This is a genomic window from Pelotomaculum terephthalicicum JT, from assembly GCF_022410535.1.
GTDB lineage: Bacteria > Bacillota > Desulfotomaculia > Desulfotomaculales > Pelotomaculaceae > Pelotomaculum_D > Pelotomaculum_D terephthalicicum.
Window position 1 is genome coordinate 113,098 of the sequence record NZ_JAKNBL010000003.1, and the last position, 19,114, is coordinate 132,211.

The following is a 19,114-nucleotide window of genomic DNA, read 5'->3' on the forward strand; positions in this document are numbered from 1 at the left end:
TTAGTCAGCCTTTAACATGCGTTTTAGAATTTTACCGGTGGAACTCTTAGGGATTTCATCGATAAAATTAACAAACCGCGGCACTTTATAGGAAGCCATCCGCTGTTTGCAGAAGTCTATTACCTCTTCTTCAGTCAATTGCTCCCCTTGTCTCAAAACGATATACGCCACCGGCACTTCACCCCTGTCCGGGTCCTCCTTGCCGAGAATAGCGCATTCTAAAATTTTGGGATTCTGGTAAAGAATATCTTCCACCTCGCGGGGATACACATTGTAGCCGCCGCATAAAATCAAGTCTTTCTTGCGGTCGACAATATAGAAATAGCCGTCCTCATCTTTGTAGCCGAGATCGCCGGTGCAAAAATAGCCGTCTTTAAAAGCCTCATTGGTGGCTTCAGGCATTTCCCAGTAGCCCTTGAAAATTCCGTTTCCCTTTACTAGGAGTTCACCAACTTCATTTGCCGGCAACTCGTTGAAGTTTTCATCCACAACCTTCATGGAATACCCAGGCGCCGCCGGCCCGATTGAGCCGATTTTGCTATGCCCGAACCTGTTGTAAGTCACCGTCGCACCGGTTTCCGTAGACCCGTAATATTCACATAGGCCCGGTCCAAAAGCACCTTCAATTTTATTAAACAGTTCCGGAGGCATCGAGTAGCCCGCTGTTTGTTTAAAACGCCACGCGCTTAAGTCGTGCTTTTCCGGCGAGTAGGAATTCATCATGAAAATATACATGGTCGGCACACCGGCAAAGTGAGTAACTCTGTAGCGGGAGAGCAACTCGAGCGCCTTATCCGGGTTGAAGCGCGACATGCTGAGCACGCTGGCCCCGACATACAGCGGCCCCAACAGGGTCACGGTAATAAAAATGTGGCAGTATGGAGTCGCCGTCATAAATATATCCTGCTCACTGATTTGTTCGGCTACGCCGTTTACCGCGGCCTTGGTCACGAAGTTCTTGTGGGTGAGCATGACTCCCTTGGGCCGCCCGGTGGTGCCGGAAGTGTACAGCATCGTGGCGGTATCATCTTCTGCGCAGTCCACGGTAGCCAGAACATCTGAATTCTCCGAAATGAAGGATTGAAAATCAATTGTCCCTTCCAACGGTTCCCCCAAGGTAATGATCCTCTCCACCAACGGGATTTCGTTCAGGATGTTAAGAATGTTTTGTTTGACTTCCGGCGAAGCGCCGATAACCACCTTGGCCCGGGAATTACTCAAGATATAGGATATCTCACCGGTTTTATACAGAATATTAAAAGGCAAGGCTACAGCCCCGATCTTCATCGCACCGAAAAAGGCGATCAGCCATTCGGGACCGTTTGGCAGATAGATGCCTACTCTGTCGCCCTTCTGAACTCCCAGATTAATTAAGCCGTTGCCAAGCCGGTTAATCAGTTGGCTATACTCCGACCAGGTAAATTCGCGCCCGTCGTCCCCGCAAATAATGGCTCTGCGGTGGGGGTAAAATTCAGCGTTTCTTGTTATAAAATCAACAATATTCAACTGTTTTCCTCCTTTATTAATATTTTTTATTAATATTTCTCGACAAGCCGCAACAAATAGTATCAACCCCCTGCTAATGAACAATTTCGGAACAATTTCGACCATCAATACCATGCTATTTACAGTGCTAGTGACTTTTTTAACTAGTCCTCCTTTCTATAATTGTTTTTAATTTTTTATAATATAACAATGCAAAATACATGCCTCCAGGCAAATACAAATATATAGCTGCAAAGAAAAGTAAAAACCCCTCAATATTCTTGGAAATATGTCAGTTTGATTCATTAATGAATTAAACTGAGCTAACACACCCAAGAAATCAATATCTGAGGGGTTTGTTCAATAATAATATTAAGTTATTTTTAACTCACTTAAACCGGTTTCAACTTTTACTCTACCTTTGAAAGAGAATTAATATTGCAATAATAATTTAAAAAATACTCACCAACACTATAAGCACTCTTTATTTTCTTTTACATGCGTACTCACCTCTACCGGTTAATGATTTTAATATATTGTATACGACGTGGTCTAGGCGGATTTAGAACCTAAAGCAGGGCCTGAAGCAGGCTGCGGTTTAATGAATGGCGCGCCCATCGGCAGGACGGACCGGCCGAAAGACGTATTCAGGATAACCGCGGCGCTGGTGTACACGCCGAAGGTACCGCCGGAAAATGCGAGCCAGCCGGCTACAGGCGCCATCTCATGGGGCCAGACGCCCATGTCCATTAAGGAAATAATCCAAAGGGCCGGCGTCAAACTGATTACAACTCCAAACAAGCATTTCGGGGACTTGAGGTAAGCCGGCGCCCAGAGGGTAACCGCGGCGGCAAGAGGCAGCCAGCCCCAACCGTCAACGTGGGCATCAATTTTCCAGCCGTTCACAGACGCGAAATACTTAAAAATAAATTCCAGTCCGGTGACCAGCATAAAGAAAGCGGAGAAGAACGTAAAAATATTGCCGCTTAAGATATTACCTTCTTTCAGCTCCACAATGCCGACGATAACCTGTACGGCAAAACCGCCTAACAGCCATATACCCATTAATCCGCTGGAGGCAGGGGTTATTTTTCCGGTCAAAAGCGCAAAAAAGGTGAAACAAGCCATTGCCAGCGCTACCAAACCTGCCGGGGCCGGAGTGGCCCAACTGTGACTTTTCTCCGACATAGAAGATATCCTCCTTTGAAAAATAGTTTTCCTCGGGAAATCCGAAAAAGCAAGAAGCCTCCTTTCAATTTTTCAATTTTCTATCAATACAGAACATTGCAAAATACATGCCTTCAGGGTAATTGCAAGCAAATGCTAAAAAAAAAGAAAATCTCCTCAGCTCCCTTGGGGGAACTTTTTAGTTTAATTCATCACTGAATTAATTCGACTAACACATTTGGGCGTCCAATATTTGAAGAGTTCGCCAAATCAGGATGTTAAGTTGTTTTCAACTTATTTAAACCGGCATTAACTTTTTGACCGGCCATCTGCAAGAAGCAAAATCGAGAGGTATTAATAAATTTGAGTAGACGGCTTAAAATAATTGAAGGAAAATTTAAATTTACGTCGTATTAACTTTAATGTTTAGATAATTAAATTTTAAAATATTATTGTCCAGTTCGATTTTCTTATAATTGACTGGACAACATTATTTATTAAGGAAATTATCGAATCCTGTCAAAAAAAGAAATATAAATACTCGGCTGAGGTGTTAGGAATGGACGACAATACCGCTGTAATGAATGATATAACCGAGCGCATGCAGGCGGAGGAACTTTTTGGAATATTGACAAATAACTCACCGGTCGGCATTTTCATAATACAGGACAGCAAATTCCAATTTGTTAATTCCCGGTTCAAGAAATATACGGACTGCGCTGAAAATGAATTAATCGGCGCGAACCCATCGGAATTCGTTTTTCCTGAGGACAGAAAAACAGTCAGGGAAAATGCCAATAAAATGTTGAAGGGAAAACGTTTAACTCCTTATGAATACAGGCTTTTAAGAAAAGACGGAAAAACCAGGTGGGTCATGGAAACGGTCGCCCCTATTCAGTATCAAAAGAAACCGGCCATACTGGGAAACTGCGTTGACATCACTTGGCGCAAACGAACTGAAAAGATGCTGCGTTCATCAGAGGAACGTTTCTCTAAAGCCTTTAACGGCAGTCCATATCCAATGGCCATATCTACCATTGAAGACGGACGATTCATTGACGTGAACAACAGTTTTCTTCGCGCTACCGGTTATTCCCGCCAAGAGGTTATCGGCAATTCAGCAACGGATTTACATTTATACACGGATCCCTTGGACCGCGCCAACATGTTGCAGGCCGTCATGGAGCAGGGAAGCGTGCGCAACATGGAAATTGAGTTGTGCAACAAAGCGGGTGAGATTAGTTTGTGTCTGTTATCGGTGGAAATGATTGAGCTTGGCGGCAGGCAATGTCTGCTAGTCATAGGTAATGATGTCACTGAAAGCAGGAAAATGGAAAAAGAGATGGCCAGACTGGAGCGTCTGAATCTGGTGGGAGAAATGGCCGCGGGTATTGGCCACGAAATCAGAAATCCGATGACCACCGTACGTGGTTTTCTGCAAATGATTGATAGAAAAAAGGAACTCGCCATTTATAAAGATTACTTTAATTTAATGATCAGTGAACTGGACAGGGCTAATTCAATCATTACGGAATTCCTCTCCATGGCAAAAAACAAGCCGGTGGATTTAAAACTGCATAATTTAAATTATATTGTGCAAACCCTATTTCCTTTGATTCAAGCAGACGCCCTGAATGCTGACAAGTATATAGAAACAGATTTGGCGGAAACTCCTGATTTGCTCATGGACGAGAAAGAAATACGCCAGCTTATTCTCAACCTTGCGCGCAACGGACTTGAAGCAATGCCAGCGGGTGGAAAACTAACCTTGTGCACGTCAACGGATGGTGACACGGCTGTTTTATCGGTACGGGATCAAGGTTCCGGGATTGAGCCGCAAGTGCTTGAAAAGATTGGCACGCCGTTTTTCACAACAAAGGACAACGGCACAGGTTTAGGTCTTGCCGTTTGTTACAGCATCGCCGCCAGGCATAACGCCGTCATCGATATAGAAACAGATCCCCGCGGAACTACCGTTTTTGTCCGCTTCGGAACTGTTAATAATAATATGGAAAAATTAGCAATTTGAACTGGTAAGCTTATATTTCTTAGCCATGCGGACAACCGTGCTTTGGCTGACGCCCAGCACCTTGGCAGCCTTATAAGTGCTCTTGTGCAAATTTAGAGCCCGGGTAACCAGAAACTTTTCCAACTCCTCAACAGCTACCGTCAAGTTCATCTGTTTTACTCGATACAAATTGTCATTTTTTTCAATACGGTACTTTTGCGGGAGGCTTTCTAAAGTTATTTGCTGAATGTCGGTAGTTACAACAAGCCTTTCGATTAAATTAATAAGTTCCCTGACATTCCCCGGCCAGTCATACCTTGTCAGGTAATCAACCACTTCATCTGACAAGCTTTTTTTCAGGTTATATTTTTTATTATAAATATCAAGAAAATGGAAGAGCAAGGGAGTGATATCATCCCTGCGCTCCCGCAGGGATGGAATCCGGATGGGAATGACATTAATACGGTAAAAAAGGTCCTCCCGAAAGGAATTTTCTTTGACCATCGGCTCCAAGTCCCTGTTAGTGGCAGCCACTACCCGAACATCAACCTTAATTGTTTTTACCCCGCCGACCCTGGTAACTTCCTGCCCCTGCAGGACACGTAATAGCTTGACCTGTAAACCCAGCGGGAGTTCGCCTATTTCATCAAGGAAGATTGTGCCTTTGTTTGCCAATTCAAAATAGCCCGGTTTCCCAGATTTGCTGGCTCCTGTAAAAGCACCGGATTCATACCCGAAAAATTCGCTTTCCATTAATTCCTGAGGAATTGCGCCGCAATTCACTTTGACCATCGGGTGTTTTCTTCTTTTCGGATTCAGGTTGTGAAGCATGTTCGCAATTATTTCCTTGCCGACCCCGGACTCTCCTTGAATGAGGACGGGACTCTCCACTATAGAAACCCTTGTGGCCAACTCGATGATTTTTTCCATCTCTTTGCTTTTAAAAATCACACAATGCTCTTTGGTATATCTTTCTCTTAAACTTTCCATCTCAAACAGATACTGGGCATTTAATTCCTGGGTCTGCCTCAGTTCCTCCTGAAGTTGCCTCAATTCGGTAATATCCCTGAAGTTTACTACCACCCTGACTACTTCACCTTTATTGTTGAAAACCGGATTACCGATTGCCATTATTTCCTTTCCGCTGGCAAGTTTTTGCAGGATGGTTACCGGCTTGCCCGTTTCCAACACTTTCAGCGCCACATCCGGGTCAAAATAGTGACCTTTTTTCTGCACATCGTAGAGGTTGACACCCAGAACTTTTTCAATTTTTAAACCGGTAACCCGTTCAAAAGCTTTATTCAAACGTGTTACTACGCCATTCATATTGACTATACTAATACCGTCGTAAGAATCCTGGAAAATTGAATTTAGCTCCTTAAACTCATTATGAATAACCTGCAGTACATTCATACCCTGGATTTTTTCTTTTATTAAAATTTCTCCGGCAATTTTGTTAGCTTTAACTATCCGGCACAACTTGTCAACTGCGAAATTGCCGATATTCAGTCCCTCAGTTACTGAACTTAAACTATTTTCCATAATCATTTCATAATTCATTTCACTATTCATTGTAATCTCTCCCGTTAATTTACCTTTAATCATTAGGAACAGGAGTGTGCTAATTAATGATAGTTTCTTTTTGAATTTATAAATTTTACAGTATTATTAAAATAATCAAACAATAAAAATTAAACGTTCGTTGCAAATTCTGTTTCATTTCCACCCATATTTTAAAATTTACTTATTCAACTAACAGCCCGTTCAAAATCATATCCAGAAAAAGCTCAGTGACTTCACCGGCCGACAGTTTTCCATCAACATCAAACCATCGGTACATCCAGTTGGTCATACCCAAAATTGCAAAAGTAACGACCTTGGGATCTAATTTTTTGAAATCTCCCTTTTGAATACCTTCTCTAATGATATTAAGGAAAGTATCCTCATATTTTTTCTGCGCCTCGCGAATCTGCTTTTGACATTCTTCAGACAAATGCTTGGTGTCTTCAAGCATAATGGCCACCACCGCCTGATGCTCCGTCGAATACCTGACATGGTATTCCATAGCCCGGCGCAGCTTTTCCGCCGGCGGCAGATCTTCCAATTGAATCTTTTTTAGATACTTGACACCTTTAGAAACCGGCCGTTCAACAATGTGGTACAGTATTTCTTCTTTGCTGTTGATATAATGGTAAAGGCTTCCCCGGTAGATCCCGACCGCTTCGGCGATATCCTGCATTGATGTGCCGTGATAGTTTTTTTTACGAAATAATTTAATCGCCGTATCCATAATTTCAGCATGACGTTCTTCAGATGATGTAGACATATTTATTAACCTCTCTGCGACAACCGTTTGGTATATTAATATAATACTAATTCTGGATATCACGTGTCAATAACTATTTTAATATTTTTAAATTTTTAGATTGTTTTGATATCTGAAGTAAAAGATGTCTGAATTGACAAAAGCGTCTATATTGCATAAAATGATGCTCAGGTAAATGAAAGCGATGACCGGGCCGAGTAAATATCACTCGTTTTTGACAGGGACGGAGGGCCGCAGACTGAAAACCTTCCGCAAAAGCAGGTATTGAAAAACTCCCGGGAGCGGCCACCGAAAGCACAATGTCAATGTGCCGGTAGACTGGCCCGGAAGCCGCCGTTACGGGCTTAAAGGGATAGTATTTAATATTATCCAAACAGGGTGGCACCACGGTTAACAACCCGTCCCTGGCAATGTCAAGCATTGACCGGGGGCGGTTTTCGCTTTTGAAAGGGGAGAATATCATGCTGACAATGCGGCCGCGCGGCACCAACGATATCATGCCCGGCGAGGTCGAAACATGGCAATACCTTGAAAGGCAGCTGCGCCACATCTGCGGCGAATACGGCTATGCGGAAATCAGGACGCCGATTTTCGAACATACGGAGTTGTTTTTGCGCGGTGTGGGTGACACCACTGATATTGTGGAAAAAGAGATGTACACTTTCATCGACCGGGGAGAGCGCAGCGTCACTTTGCGGCCCGAAGGCACGGCGTCCGCCGTCAGGGCCTACCTGGAAGACAAGCTGTACGCCGGATCGCAGCCGGTCAAGTTGTATTACACCGGGCCGATGTTTCGTTACGACCGCCCTCAGGCCGGCCGTTACCGCCAGTTTCACCAATTCGGGGTTGAAGTGTTCGGTTCGCACGACCCGGCGGTTGACGCTGAAGTAATCGCCATGAGCATGGATTTCTATGGCAGAATCGGCCTCAAAAACCTGGCATTGCATGTCAACAGTGTCGGCTGCCCGGCCTGCCGCCCGCATCTGCGCCGGCAATTACAGGACTTTTTCCGCCCCAGGCTTGCCAGCCTTTGTCCGAACTGCCGGGAGAGATATGAAAAAAACCCGCTGCGCATCCTTGATTGTAAAGAAAGCCGCTGCAGCGAGCTCGGCGCGGAAGCGCCGACAACTATTGACTGTCTTTGCGACAGCTGTCTGACACACTTCGCATCAGTAAAAAAACATCTTGATTTGCTGCACTTGCCTTATATAGTAGACCGCCGGCTGGTGCGCGGTCTGGATTATTACACACACACGGCTTTTGAAATAATGGCGCCGGACATCGGCGCCCAGAGTTCCATCGGCGGCGGCGGGCGGTACAACGGTCTGGTGGAAACCTGCGGCGGCCCTCCCACTCCGGGTATCGGCTACGCGCTTGGCCTGGAACGGATCATTCTGGCCATGAAAAACCAGGGCTGCGCCATACCAAGGTCACCGGGCTTGGACGTGTTCGTGGTTACAGCAGGGAAAGCGGCGGAGCATACAGCTTTTCACCTCCTGTTTAAAATCCGCCGCGCCGGCATCTCCGCCGACAAGGACTACCTGAACCGCAGTCTTAAAGCGCAAATGAAATACGCCGGCAAAGCCGGGACGAGGTTCGCAGTCATCATCGGCGAAGAGGAACTGAAAAGCGATACCGCCGTAGTAAGGGATATGGACGCGCAAGAGCAGGCAACCGTGGCCATGGGGGAAGTAATCAAGTATCTGCAGGCTAAAATGCGGCATGCACCGCGTCTTCCTTGATACTTTCAGACCCCGGCGCAACAATGTCAGAATACATCTTACACATAATTGGGAGGTTTTAATGTGATTGATTTTATGAATGAGTGGAAGCGCAGCCATTATTGCGGCGTTTTGCGCAGTGAACAGGCCGGCCGGCAGGTTGTTTTGATGGGTTGGGTGCAGCGCAGGCGCGACCACGGCGGCTTGATCTTTGTCGACCTCAGGGACCGGTCGGGTTTGGTGCAGGTAGTGTTCAGTCCGGATCTGCACAAAGAAGCTTTCGACAAAGCCGGGAGCGTGCGCAACGAATATGTGCTGGCGGTATCCGGAATGGTGCGGGTGCGTCCCGCAGGCACCGCCAACCCTAATCTGGCAACAGGGCAAGTGGAGGTGCTCGCCCAAGAACTGCGCATTTTAAACCGGGCCAAAACACCGCCTTTTTATATTGAAAACGGCGTTGATGTAGATGAAAACGTACGGCTGCGCTACCGTTATCTCGACCTGCGCCGGCCGGAAATGCAAGAGGCGCTGATCCTGCGCCACCGCGTTGCCAAATCGGTCCGTGACTTCCTTGATGAAAATGGTTTTTTGGAAATAGAAACCCCGATGCTGTCCAGGAGCACTCCGGAAGGGGCCAGGGATTATCTGGTGCCGAGCCGGGTCAACCCCGGCAAGTTCTATGCCCTGCCGCAGTCGCCGCAGCTTTATAAACAAATTCTGATGGTGTCCGGTCTGGACAAATATTTCCAAATCGTCCGCTGTTTCCGGGACGAAGACCTCCGGGCGGACCGGCAACCCGAATTCACCCAAATCGATATAGAAATGTCTTTTGTGGATGTAGATGATATTCTGAGCCTGATGGAAGAAATGGTAGCGCGGATGTGCCGTGAAACAATCGGCCTGGACGTACCCCGCCCGTTCCCCAGGCTTTCCTACCAGGAAGCGATGGATCGCTTCGGCTCAGACAAACCGGACACCCGCTTTGGGCTTGAATTAAAAGATATCTCCGATATCGCGGCAGGGTGCGGTTTCAAGGTTTTTTCATCAGTCGTGGACGGCGGCGGACAGGTCAAGGGGATAAACGCCTCCGGTTGCGGCTCTTTCAGCCGGAAGGAAATTGACGACCTGATCGCTTTCGCGGCAATTTACAAGGCCAAGGGTTTAGCTTACTTTATCGTTACTGAGGACGGGGTCAAGTCAACCCTTGCCAAGTTTTTCAACGAGCAGGAACTTGGCGCCATCATCAGCCGGCTGGCGGGCAAACCAGGGGATCTCTTGCTTTTTGTGGCGGACAAGCCGCAGGTGGTGGCCGACTCACTGGGTGCTCTGCGGCTGCACTTGGGCGAGCGTCTCGGCCTGATCCCCGAAAACACCTATAACTTCCTGTGGGTGGTTGACTTTCCCCTGCTGGACTATGACCAGGCGGAAGGACGTTATGTGGCGATGCACCACCCCTTCACATCACCAAGGGAAGCCGACATTCCCTTGCTGGAATCCGAACCCGGAAAGGCCCGTGCCAAGGCATACGACATCGTTCTAAACGGCGTGGAGGTGGGCGGCGGCAGTATCCGGATTCACCGCAGGGATATCCAGGAAAAAATGTTCGCGGCCATCGGCATCGGTGCAAGTGAAGCGATGGAAAAATTCGGGTTCATGCTGGAAGCCTTTGAATTCGGCACTCCGCCGCACGGCGGCATTGCTTTTGGATTGGACCGGTTAATCATGCTGCTGGCTAAGAAAAATACTATCCGGGACGTCATCGCTTTTCCCAAAACACAAAGCGCTACTGATCTAATGAACTTGGCGCCGGGTAACGTCTCACCCGCACAGTTGAAAGAATTAAACATTAAACTGAACATAAAAAGCAACCCCCCAGGAGCTAAAACTAATAGGGCAACTTAAGCCGGTACGGCATACTCCGGAAAAAAGAGGTTCACAAGTGGCCCTTGTAAATGGATAGCCGATGTGCTAACATAAATGTGTAAAAAAAATACCCTGCTATGTGCGTGACCCACCTTGAAGTTTTGAGCCAACACCATAAAAAAGGGAGCCCGGACTCTGGATGTGGCTTGCATGCCTCCCAGTTGAGGAAGCGAAAATCATTCAGGAGGGCACCCACCTGTGAGAACAGGTTCGAACTTTGGGTGTTCACGGCATGAGTGGGGTTTTTATTAACTTGCACGGTTTTCGGTTTGACTGAAAACCCTTTGATTTACCGGAAAGACGCTGAATTTTTGATAATATGTTTATCTGTTGTCAAATTAAATCGCAGAATGATTAATGTTAGTAATTGACAAGACGTTTTGCATGAAATTATAATTAAGGTTGATAGAAGTTATAAGTAATAGATATCGCCACAAGCTATTATTCTACCATTCTAAGTGCTCATTTACCGGCTACCCTGTTACCTAGAGAAAAAGAAAATTTGAATTTTATCATGGAAGGGGAGAGTCAATTGGCCAGCGAAATAATCCTTGCTTTGGGAGATAATAATTTTAATCAGGTAATCAATGAGACCAATATGCCTTTTCTAGTAGATTTTTGGGCAGCTTGGTGCGGACCATGTAAAATGATTGCCCCGATAGTAGAAGAAGTTGCGACGGAATTTAAAGACAAAGTCAAGGTAGGCAAGCTCAATGTAGACGAAAACCAGGGCGTCCCGGGCAGTTTAAAAGTCAGCAGCATTCCGACTTTGATTATTTTTAAGGAAGGCAAGGAAGTTGAGCGCTCCGTAGGCTACAAGAGTAAAGATGAAATTCTTCGCTGGTTGACTAAACATCTATAGAGTAAATTATTACTTCAAAATATTGGCATACTAATCAAAAGATCTATGGGCGGACCAGGAGTTCGCCCATATGTTTTTAGGAGAAGCCTGATGGATCTTTTCAAACAAGCCATGGAAAAAAACATGAAAATGACCGCCCCTCTGGCCACCCGGATGAGGCCCGCATCTCTGGCGGAATTTGAAGAGCAAAACGCTGTCGTGGGAGCCGGCACCTTGTTGAGGCGCTCAATTGAGACGGACAGGCTGATGTCGGCGATATTTTACGGCCCGCCCGGCACGGGTAAAACCACCCTGGCCTTGCTTATCGCCGGAATCACCAAAGCGCGGTTTGTCATTATCAACGCGGTGATGGCCGGCGTAGCCGACATCAGGCGGGTAGTCAACGAAGCCCAGGAAAGACGTTCCTTATATGACGAAAAAACCGTCTTATTCATTGATGAGATTCACCGCTTCAACAAGGCTCAGCAAGACGCCCTCCTCCCTTTTGTGGAAAGCGGCTTGCTCACTTTAATCGGGTCGACAGCCGAAAATCCCATGTTTTCCGTTAATCGTCCGCTCCTGTCCCGCTCTCAGCTTTACCGTTTCGAACCTCTCACCGGGAAAGCGTTAAAACGCCTCCTGGCAAGAGCCTTAAAAGATCAAGAAAGGGGACTGGGCGGGTACCGGACGGACGTTTGCCGGGAGGCACTCGCTCACCTGGCCGAAGTGGCCAACGGTGACGCCAGGGCTGCCTTGAACGCCCTTGAGTTGGCTGTCTTGACCACTCCACCGGGGGCGGACGGGGTCCGGCGCATTACTCTGGCCGTGGCGGAAGAAGCCATTCAGAAAAAAGTATTAAAATATAACCGGACTGATGAGCATTACGATGTTATATCAGCATTTATCAAGAGCATGAGAGGTTCCGATCCGCAGGCCACGCTCTACTGGCTGGCGAGGATGCTGTACGCGGGGGAAGACCCCGAGTTCATCAGCCGCCGGATTATGATCCACGCCGCTGAAGACGTAGGTCTGGCGGATCCCCAGGCTCTGGTGGTGGCAACCTCCGCTGCTCTCGCCGTAGAGCGGATCGGCATGCCGGAAGCAAGAATCGTCCTGGCCGAGGCTGCTCTTTATCTTGCCACCGCCCCTAAGAGTAATTCTGTCATCGCGGGAATCAGCAAGGCGCTTTCAGAGGTGGAGACCGAAAGGGCTGAACCTGTCCCGCCTCATCTAAGGGGAACCGGCTATAAAGGCGCGTCTGAGCTGGGCCATGGCAGGGGCTACAAGTACCCGCACGATTACCCGGGCAATTACGTCAAGCAGCAATACCTGCCGGGTAATATTAAAGGCAAAGAGTTCTATAAACCTTCCGTCAACGGTTTGGAAGCGGAAATAAAAAAACGGCTGGATAAGCTTAATCGGTAACTTTTTGCAGCATTTTCTGTTTTTTCTTGACTTATGGCACTTGAATGCATATGCTAAAGGAACAGTACTCAGGAGTCAGAATCGAAACCTAAAAAGGTTTATTATTTAAAAAGCATTTTGAATTTTAAATCCTGAATCCTAACTCCTGAATTCTGACTACTTGAAAAAAAGTTGGTGCTCTTTTTTGGAAGTCTATGCTCTAGTCGGCCCCAGCGGCACGGGCAAAAGCCACCGGGCCGCCATTGTAGCCAATAAACTTGGAGCGCAGGCCATCATCGACGACGGCCTGCTGATTCAAGGCAACCGGATTATCGCCGGTTCATCGGCCAAACGCCAGCCTACCAGAATAGGCGCGATAAAAGCGGCTCTATTTATGGATAACCGGCAGGCGCAAGAAATAAAATCAACGCTTTCCCGGGTCGCCCCGGAAAAAGTGTTGATTTTAGGCACATCTGTCGGTATGGTTCAGCGCATCGCCGGCCGGCTTGAACTGCCGCAGCCGTCAAATATAACGAAAATCGAAGAAATCGCCAGTGAAAAGGAAATTAGAAAAGCCAAGTTCCACCGGACAAGGTTCAGCAGGCATGTTATCCCCGCCCCTATTCTGGAAGTGAAAAAAAGCTTCCCGGGCATCCTGGTGGACCCGCTCCGTGTTTTTCTAAGGAAAAAAGGAACACCCGGCAAGAAGGATTGGCTTGAGCAATCCGTTATACGGCCAACATTTACATCCAACGGAAAGCTAACCATAGCCGACAGCGCCATAAGCGCTATTGTCAGCCATGCCGCCCGGTCTGTCGAGAATGTCGCCGGCACCGGAAGGATTAACGTAAAAGTTGAGCAGGAAGGCGTTATTACGATAGATATTTCGCCCACGCTCTCTTTCGGCTGCGCTTTGCACGAGGTCGCCGGCAGGCTGCAGCGTCAAATTAAAACAGCGGTGGAGAATATGACCGGTCTTCAGGTTAAAGAAGTAAACATCAAAATTAAAGGTTTAAGCTTCCCGAAAAAAACAGAGGCGACCAGTTAAGGCCGCCTCCCGCGGGGTCAGGCTTTACTTTGTGAGATTCTAGAATCTCACAAAGTAAAGCCTGACCCCCTTTTTTTCCCTTACGTGGTGACTGAGGCAAACACGTGATTGCCGATCCTGATTATCACCGGTAGGGTTCGTATCCATTGGTCCCTGCTGATGTCCGGGTTGTAAAAGAACAACGCTCCACCAGTCGGATCTGTTCCCTGCAGCGCCTGCACGGCAGCCTGCATCGCCTTTTCATTAGGCTCAAGGTTGATGGAACCGTCTCCTACCGGCGAGAACTGATATACCCGGCTGCTCTTCTGATATATTACTTCCCGGATTGTTTTCGGAAAATGCGGGCTGGCCAGCCTGTTCAAAATCACAGCGCCGACGGCAACCTGCCCTTCGAAACTTTCTCCTCTCGCCTCGGCGTGAATCAGCCTGGCCAGAAGCATTAAATCCTCCCTGGAAACATCACCACGGGATAATGATTCTTCACTCTTTGATTTTTCAGGCATAATCAACACTTGCCCGGGTATGATTAAACTACCGGTCAAATTGTTGACCTTCATCAGTTCACGGACCGACACCTGACGGCGGCACGCGATATCAGATAAGGTATCACCCTCCTGCACAATGCAATTTAACGTGGAATCGGACTGGTCCGTAATTTGAGCACCTGTGTTCTGAAAACACTCGCCGCGCGGCAAGGCGATGGTCAATACCGCCAATGACGCTAACGCTAACAACGTTGCCTTAAAAAAGTTTACGGCAAGTCTTGGAACATATTTACTCATTTTCTCCTCCTTTCCCGAATCCAAAAAATATTCTGCACATCTATCAAGTTTGTATGCATTTTTCTTTATCAGGTTAAATTTATTTACTCTTCCTGAAATTATTACCATTTCCCCTTAAAAAAATACTTCTCTCAAAAATGGCGCCCATTTCCTCCAGGGTCTTTGGCGACGCTTAAATTTCATCTGCCGCTGTTATGTGACAACGGTCACAGAAAACATGACAAATAAAAAGTAAAATTTAGTCATATTAATTCAGTTGGCAGGTGATAATATGAACACGGCTGCAGAACGGTGCCCGGAGGGGAAAAATACGTTCGCCTTTAAAAGCAAAGGCAAGCACAGTGTGCTCGCCGAAACATTAGAGCAATATTTGGAAAATATTAGTGAAGATACATTCGAGGACAGCGCGAAAAAAGCTGAAATAAATATTAAAGAAAAGGATATGCTGTATTATGTAAAAACTGTCTGCCCACTTTGCGGCAAGAGATTCGAATCACCAAAGGTCAGGTCCAAGTACCTGCGCATGACCCACATGGATAATGATTACTGCAAATACTATGATTCCGTCAACCCGCTTAATTACGAAGTAATGGTTTGTTCCCATTGCGGTTTTGCTTACACCGAAGAGATCCAAAAGATGCGCTTGAGCGATGAGCAGCGTAAAACGATAAAATCGCGTTTGGAAAAACTTTTGCCTGATCGCCCGCCGAGAGACTACAGCGGCGTCCGCAATCTGGATCAAGCAGTGGAAACTTTCCTGCTGGCCTTATTGGCGCTTCAAGGAAAGCCGGCTCAAGGCTCAACAAAAGGAATGTTGTATTTAAAGATAGCCTGGCTGTACCGTTATAAGAACAACCCGGCGAAAGAATCGGATTATATTGAAAAGGCGCTCTCATCCCTTGTGTCCGCTTATAACAATGAAATTTTCCAAGAAATACAGAAAGAACTAAATATCACATACTTAATTGCCGTTTTATATTTCAGAACCGGCAGGTATTATGAATCAGCCAGGTGGCTGGAACGGATTTTATTGAACCGGCACAGGCCTGTTCATCCCATAGTGTCAAAACAGGCCGGGGAACTATGGGACGAGGTGCGGCAAATGCTGCGCGAGAACAATCAACAGTTAAAAAACCGATGTTAAATAAAAACCCGTCCTCATGAGCAAGGGCGGGATTTTCAATCTCTTTCTTTGCGCTGAACAGCGCGGATATCTATATCCACCAGCAGGCGGTAAGGCTTGCACATCTCCAGCAGCCGTGAAGTAGTCCTTTCCCCCAGGTATTCTTCCAGATCCTCCGGTGTGATATTGGTTGTTACAATAATCGGCAGGCAGTGGTTCAAGCGGTAATTGATGATGGAATAAATTTTGTTCCTTGACCACTCCGTATAGTTGTGCGCGCCCAGATCATCCAGAATAAGCAAGGGCACTTGCCTGGCGGTTTCCACCAGATCAAACTCAGTGTAATCGCCGGCATTGCGCGCAATATCATATGTCGACCTGATCTGATCCAACAGGTCGGGCACAACCACAAAAAGGGCCGTTTTGCCCCTTTTCAATAAAGCGTTGGCAATGCTGCAGGCGAGAAAAGTTTTGCCGCTCCCCACCTGGCCGGTAAACATCAGTCCATCCGTGCGGGGTTCCTGCAAGAATTTCGCAATAAACTTTTTGGCGGCCTGATATGCCAGCTGCGCGAGCTCATAATAAGAAATCCCCTTGCTTTCATCCACACAGTCTCTGGCGTAATACTTGAAGTTAAAATTGGCTAATGAACAATTTAAAAGCTTTTGGGGCAAACAGGAATTTCTAAAAAGCCTCGCGATAGCTTTTTGCCTGCCGCAGCTGCAGGGCACCGCCACATCTCCCTGCAGGATAATTCCGCGGTCCCCGCACAGATCGCAAGCCTTTCCCAATATTTCCTACCTCATCTTCCTTAAATAATACCTATATGTACAGCGTTTTTATATGTACAGCGTTTTAATGAAAGCTTTTTTCCGGGAGTTGTTTCTGTCGGCTTTATTCAGGCCGCCTTTTCCAGTTTCGCCCCCCTGGCCGGTACGGCTTGAACGGCGGCTCTGAAATTCCCGGTCATAATCCGCGACTTCTTCCAGGGTCCTCAGGTTGTTCTTTTTCCAGCCCATCAAGATAGTGTTAATGTATTTGAAGTTATGCTTGCCTCTTAAGACAGCTTGCTTCAAAGCTTCAACAACCAGCCTGGGATCTCTTTCCTCCGCCCACTGTTCAATTTGTTCAATTTCCAACGGAGACAGAGCCCGGCCGAATTCATTTTCAAATATCGGAATCAGGGCGGCCGCGCTGTCATCAAACTTTTTGTCGTCAAAATCGCGGCCGTCGACCGTAATTCTCAATAGCCTTTCAGACTCTTCGATATCCTTTGCCCGGATTCCCGCCCATATATCCGAAATCTTTAGAAAAAGAGGTTCAAAATCATATCCTTCAAAAATTACTTTCCGTTCGCTGTCAAAATATTCGCTGACAGCGATAATCTCTTTTTCCATTAAGCCAGCCAGTTCCTTTTCGATCCGGGCAGGATCGGCTTCCATGCAGTCCGCCAGCTTCTCCGGACTCGGATAAAGCTCTTTTTCCTCAACATAAAGCCTGATCATTTGAATCAACATGATCATCTGAAAGTCGGAAATACCGATTTTATTATAGATTTTCAATAATATATTGGGGATGGCCGTTGAACCCTCAAGCACCAGTTCTGATCCAAAGGCGGCCGTAATATTAACTTTTTGGTCGCATTTGATAATTTTTTCCTTATGCCATTCAATCATCAGAACGTGAAACCTCCCCTAGTTTGTCCTTATAGTTTATTTTATGGTAAGGCTGGATATTTGTCCACCCTCGTTCTACCCCGTAAAACGGCCGCTGCTCATTTCATTGCGTTCCGTCACATTCCCCCTAACTAATAGTAAGCAAAGTTGTCCGCAAGCTTTGGCAGTCTCAACAAGATTATTTGAACGCGAGTAGTTTTCATATACCTTGGGAACTATAAGAAAAAACAACATGCCAATGATTTTGAAACAAGCCTGCAGGAAAATATATTGCGCAAACTTCCTATATGGCAAGCTTAATGCCCGCATATTATTCAAGGGAGGGTCCCGACATGTCTCTAAAAGTTGGCGTCAATGGTTTCGGGCGCATAGGCCGCGCTGTTTTCCGGGCGGCGATGAAAAGAACGGATATCGACATCGCAGCCGTTAACGACCTGACAAACGCCTGCACCATGGCGCACCTTTTACAGTACGACTCGGTGCATGGTTACCTTGACGCCGATATTTACGCGAACGAGGAAAGAGAATTCCGGGTTAACGGCAAAGAGATCAAAGCCTTTGCCATTCCGGAACCAGGCGCCATCCCCTGGAGCGATTATGGAGTGGATATAGTGGTTGAATCCAGCGGCCGGTTTACCGACCGCGAAAGCGCCTCAAAACACTTTCACGGCGGCGCTAAAAAAGTTGTGATCAGCGCCCCGGCCAAAAATGAAGATATCACCATTGTCATGGGGGTAAACGAGGACAAGTACGATCCGGCCCGGCACCGGATCATTTCCAACGCTTCCTGCACCACAAATTGCCTCGCGCCCATCGTTAAAACCATTCACGACGGGTACGGCATTTTGCACGGTCAAATGACTACCATCCATTCTTACACCAACGATCAACAAATTCTGGATTTGCCGCACAAAGATTTGCGCCGGGCAAGGGCCGCGGCCATGTCCATCATCCCTACCACTACCGGTGCGGCCAAGGCGGTGGCGCTGGTCATACCGGAACTAGCAGGCAAGCTGAACGGCCTTTCCATGCGTGTGCCGACTCCCAACGTTTCCACAGTAGTGCTTGCCGCTGAAATTACCCGGACGGCCACCGCGGCAGAGATTAATGAAACGCTTAAATCCGCGGCGGCAGGCAAATTAAAAGGGATTCTCGCTTACAGCGGGCTCCCTCTCGTTTCACACGATTACAACGGCAATCCGCACTCGGCTACCATTGACGCCTTGTCCACATTGGTCATTGACGGCAGCATGATCAATATAGTGGCCTGGTATGATAATGAATGGGGCTATTCCAACAGGATTATCGACCTTATCGCGCATATCGGGGAAAAGGGCATTTAGTGAACGGTATAACGAGCAATAAGGCTTCCGGTATGGAAGCCTTTCATTTTGCTTTTACCTGTTAAATAAAGAAACAGAAGCAACCGAAAATCAGCAAGATGAAAACCAGGAATATTAAACCAATACCGCCCAAACCTTCCGCTTTAGCTTCCATACTGCTTATAACCTCCCTATTTTTTTATTAATATACGTCGTTCCTGATTAATCGGTGCTTGTTTCACAGATAATAAAAAAGGCCTCCCAATCCTCAAAGCCGCGTTAATTGGC

The 19,114-nt window shown here is 47.0% G+C and carries 15 protein-coding genes, 1 other RNA gene and 1 other annotated feature; of the genes, 9 read left to right on the forward strand and 7 right to left on the reverse strand.

The features are described from left to right. Both L9W92_RS04100 and L9W92_RS04105 read right to left on the reverse strand, forming a co-directional pair. A complete protein-coding gene (locus L9W92_RS04100) occupies positions 1-1,506 on the reverse strand; it encodes a class I adenylate-forming enzyme family protein (protein WP_240082474.1) in 1,506 nt (501 codons plus the stop codon). A gap of 531 nt (positions 1,507-2,037) precedes the next feature. After that, positions 2,038-2,673, reverse strand: coding sequence for an acetate uptake transporter family protein (locus L9W92_RS04105; RefSeq protein ID WP_240082475.1), 636 nt, complete (start codon positions 2,671-2,673; stop codon positions 2,038-2,040). Between the two features lie 538 nt (positions 2,674-3,211). Here L9W92_RS04105 and L9W92_RS04110 point away from each other — a divergent pair. Beyond that, positions 3,212-4,681, forward strand: a complete 1,470-nt coding sequence (locus L9W92_RS04110; RefSeq protein WP_240082476.1) for a PAS domain S-box protein — start codon at positions 3,212-3,214, stop codon at positions 4,679-4,681. On the opposite strand, the gene L9W92_RS04115 is transcribed toward L9W92_RS04110, so the two are convergent. After that, complete coding sequence (locus L9W92_RS04115; protein ID WP_240082477.1) at positions 4,670-6,232, reverse strand: sigma-54 interaction domain-containing protein; 1,563 nt, start codon at positions 6,230-6,232, stop codon at positions 4,670-4,672. The genes L9W92_RS04110 and L9W92_RS04115 overlap by 12 nt on opposite strands. Positions 6,233-6,404: 172 nt before the next feature. Next, entirely contained in the window at positions 6,405-6,986 is a 582-nt protein-coding gene (locus L9W92_RS04120) for a TetR/AcrR family transcriptional regulator (protein WP_240082478.1), read from the reverse strand. Between the two features lie 175 nt (positions 6,987-7,161). Continuing rightward, positions 7,162-7,395 (forward strand) — a binding site (T-box leader). A 52-nt stretch (positions 7,396-7,447) separates the two neighbouring features. Here L9W92_RS04120 and hisS point away from each other — a divergent pair. The 6 genes from hisS (at position 7,448) to L9W92_RS04150 (ending at position 13,923) form a co-directional block, all read left to right on the forward strand. Beyond that, positions 7,448-8,728: a histidine--tRNA ligase gene (gene hisS / locus L9W92_RS04125; protein WP_240082528.1), complete on the forward strand. Its 1,281-nt coding sequence runs from the start codon at positions 7,448-7,450 to the stop codon at positions 8,726-8,728. A 75-nt stretch (positions 8,729-8,803) separates the two neighbouring features. Beyond that, positions 8,804-10,609 carry an aspartate--tRNA ligase gene (gene aspS, locus L9W92_RS04130; protein ID WP_248285851.1) on the forward strand — a complete coding sequence of 602 codons (1,806 nt, stop codon included), beginning with the start codon at positions 8,804-8,806 and terminating at the stop codon, positions 10,607-10,609. Between the two features lie 87 nt (positions 10,610-10,696). Beyond that, positions 10,697-10,877: non-coding RNA, 6S RNA (gene ssrS / locus L9W92_RS04135), on the forward strand. A gap of 285 nt (positions 10,878-11,162) precedes the next feature. After that, entirely contained in the window at positions 11,163-11,492 is a 330-nt protein-coding gene (gene trxA, locus L9W92_RS04140) for a thioredoxin (protein WP_240082480.1), read from the forward strand. A 90-nt stretch (positions 11,493-11,582) separates the two neighbouring features. Beyond that, complete coding sequence (locus tag L9W92_RS04145; protein ID WP_240082481.1) at positions 11,583-12,896, forward strand: replication-associated recombination protein A; 1,314 nt, start codon at positions 11,583-11,585, stop codon at positions 12,894-12,896. A 160-nt stretch (positions 12,897-13,056) separates the two neighbouring features. Beyond that, complete coding sequence (locus L9W92_RS04150) at positions 13,057-13,923, forward strand: Asp23/Gls24 family envelope stress response protein (RefSeq protein ID WP_240082482.1); 867 nt, start codon at positions 13,057-13,059, stop codon at positions 13,921-13,923. 80 nt (positions 13,924-14,003) lie between these two features. On the opposite strand, the gene L9W92_RS04155 is transcribed toward L9W92_RS04150, so the two are convergent. Then, positions 14,004-14,705 (reverse strand): cell wall hydrolase, encoded by a 702-nt coding sequence (locus tag L9W92_RS04155; protein WP_240082483.1) that lies wholly within the window; start codon positions 14,703-14,705, stop codon positions 14,004-14,006. A gap of 271 nt (positions 14,706-14,976) precedes the next feature. On the opposite strand from L9W92_RS04155, the gene L9W92_RS04160 reads away from it, so the two are divergent. Continuing rightward, positions 14,977-15,849 carry a DUF2225 domain-containing protein gene (locus tag L9W92_RS04160; RefSeq protein ID WP_240082484.1) on the forward strand — a complete coding sequence of 291 codons (873 nt, stop codon included), beginning with the start codon at positions 14,977-14,979 and terminating at the stop codon, positions 15,847-15,849. 35 nt (positions 15,850-15,884) lie between these two features. Here L9W92_RS04160 and L9W92_RS04165 read toward each other — a convergent pair whose 3' ends face one another. Together L9W92_RS04165 and L9W92_RS04170 are read right to left on the reverse strand one after the other, a co-directional pair. Then, the gene (locus L9W92_RS04165; protein ID WP_240082485.1) at positions 15,885-16,619 is read right to left on the reverse strand and encodes an ATP-binding protein; all 735 of its coding nucleotides are present in this window, start codon (positions 16,617-16,619) and stop codon (positions 15,885-15,887) included. A 48-nt stretch (positions 16,620-16,667) separates the two neighbouring features. Next, a complete protein-coding gene (locus tag L9W92_RS04170; protein ID WP_240082486.1) occupies positions 16,668-17,504 on the reverse strand; it encodes a DnaD domain-containing protein in 837 nt (278 codons plus the stop codon). A gap of 332 nt (positions 17,505-17,836) precedes the next feature. On the opposite strand from L9W92_RS04170, the gene gap reads away from it, so the two are divergent. After that, a complete protein-coding gene (gap, locus tag L9W92_RS04175) occupies positions 17,837-18,847 on the forward strand; it encodes a type I glyceraldehyde-3-phosphate dehydrogenase (protein WP_240082487.1) in 1,011 nt (336 codons plus the stop codon). Positions 18,848-19,114 lie beyond the last annotated feature (267 nt).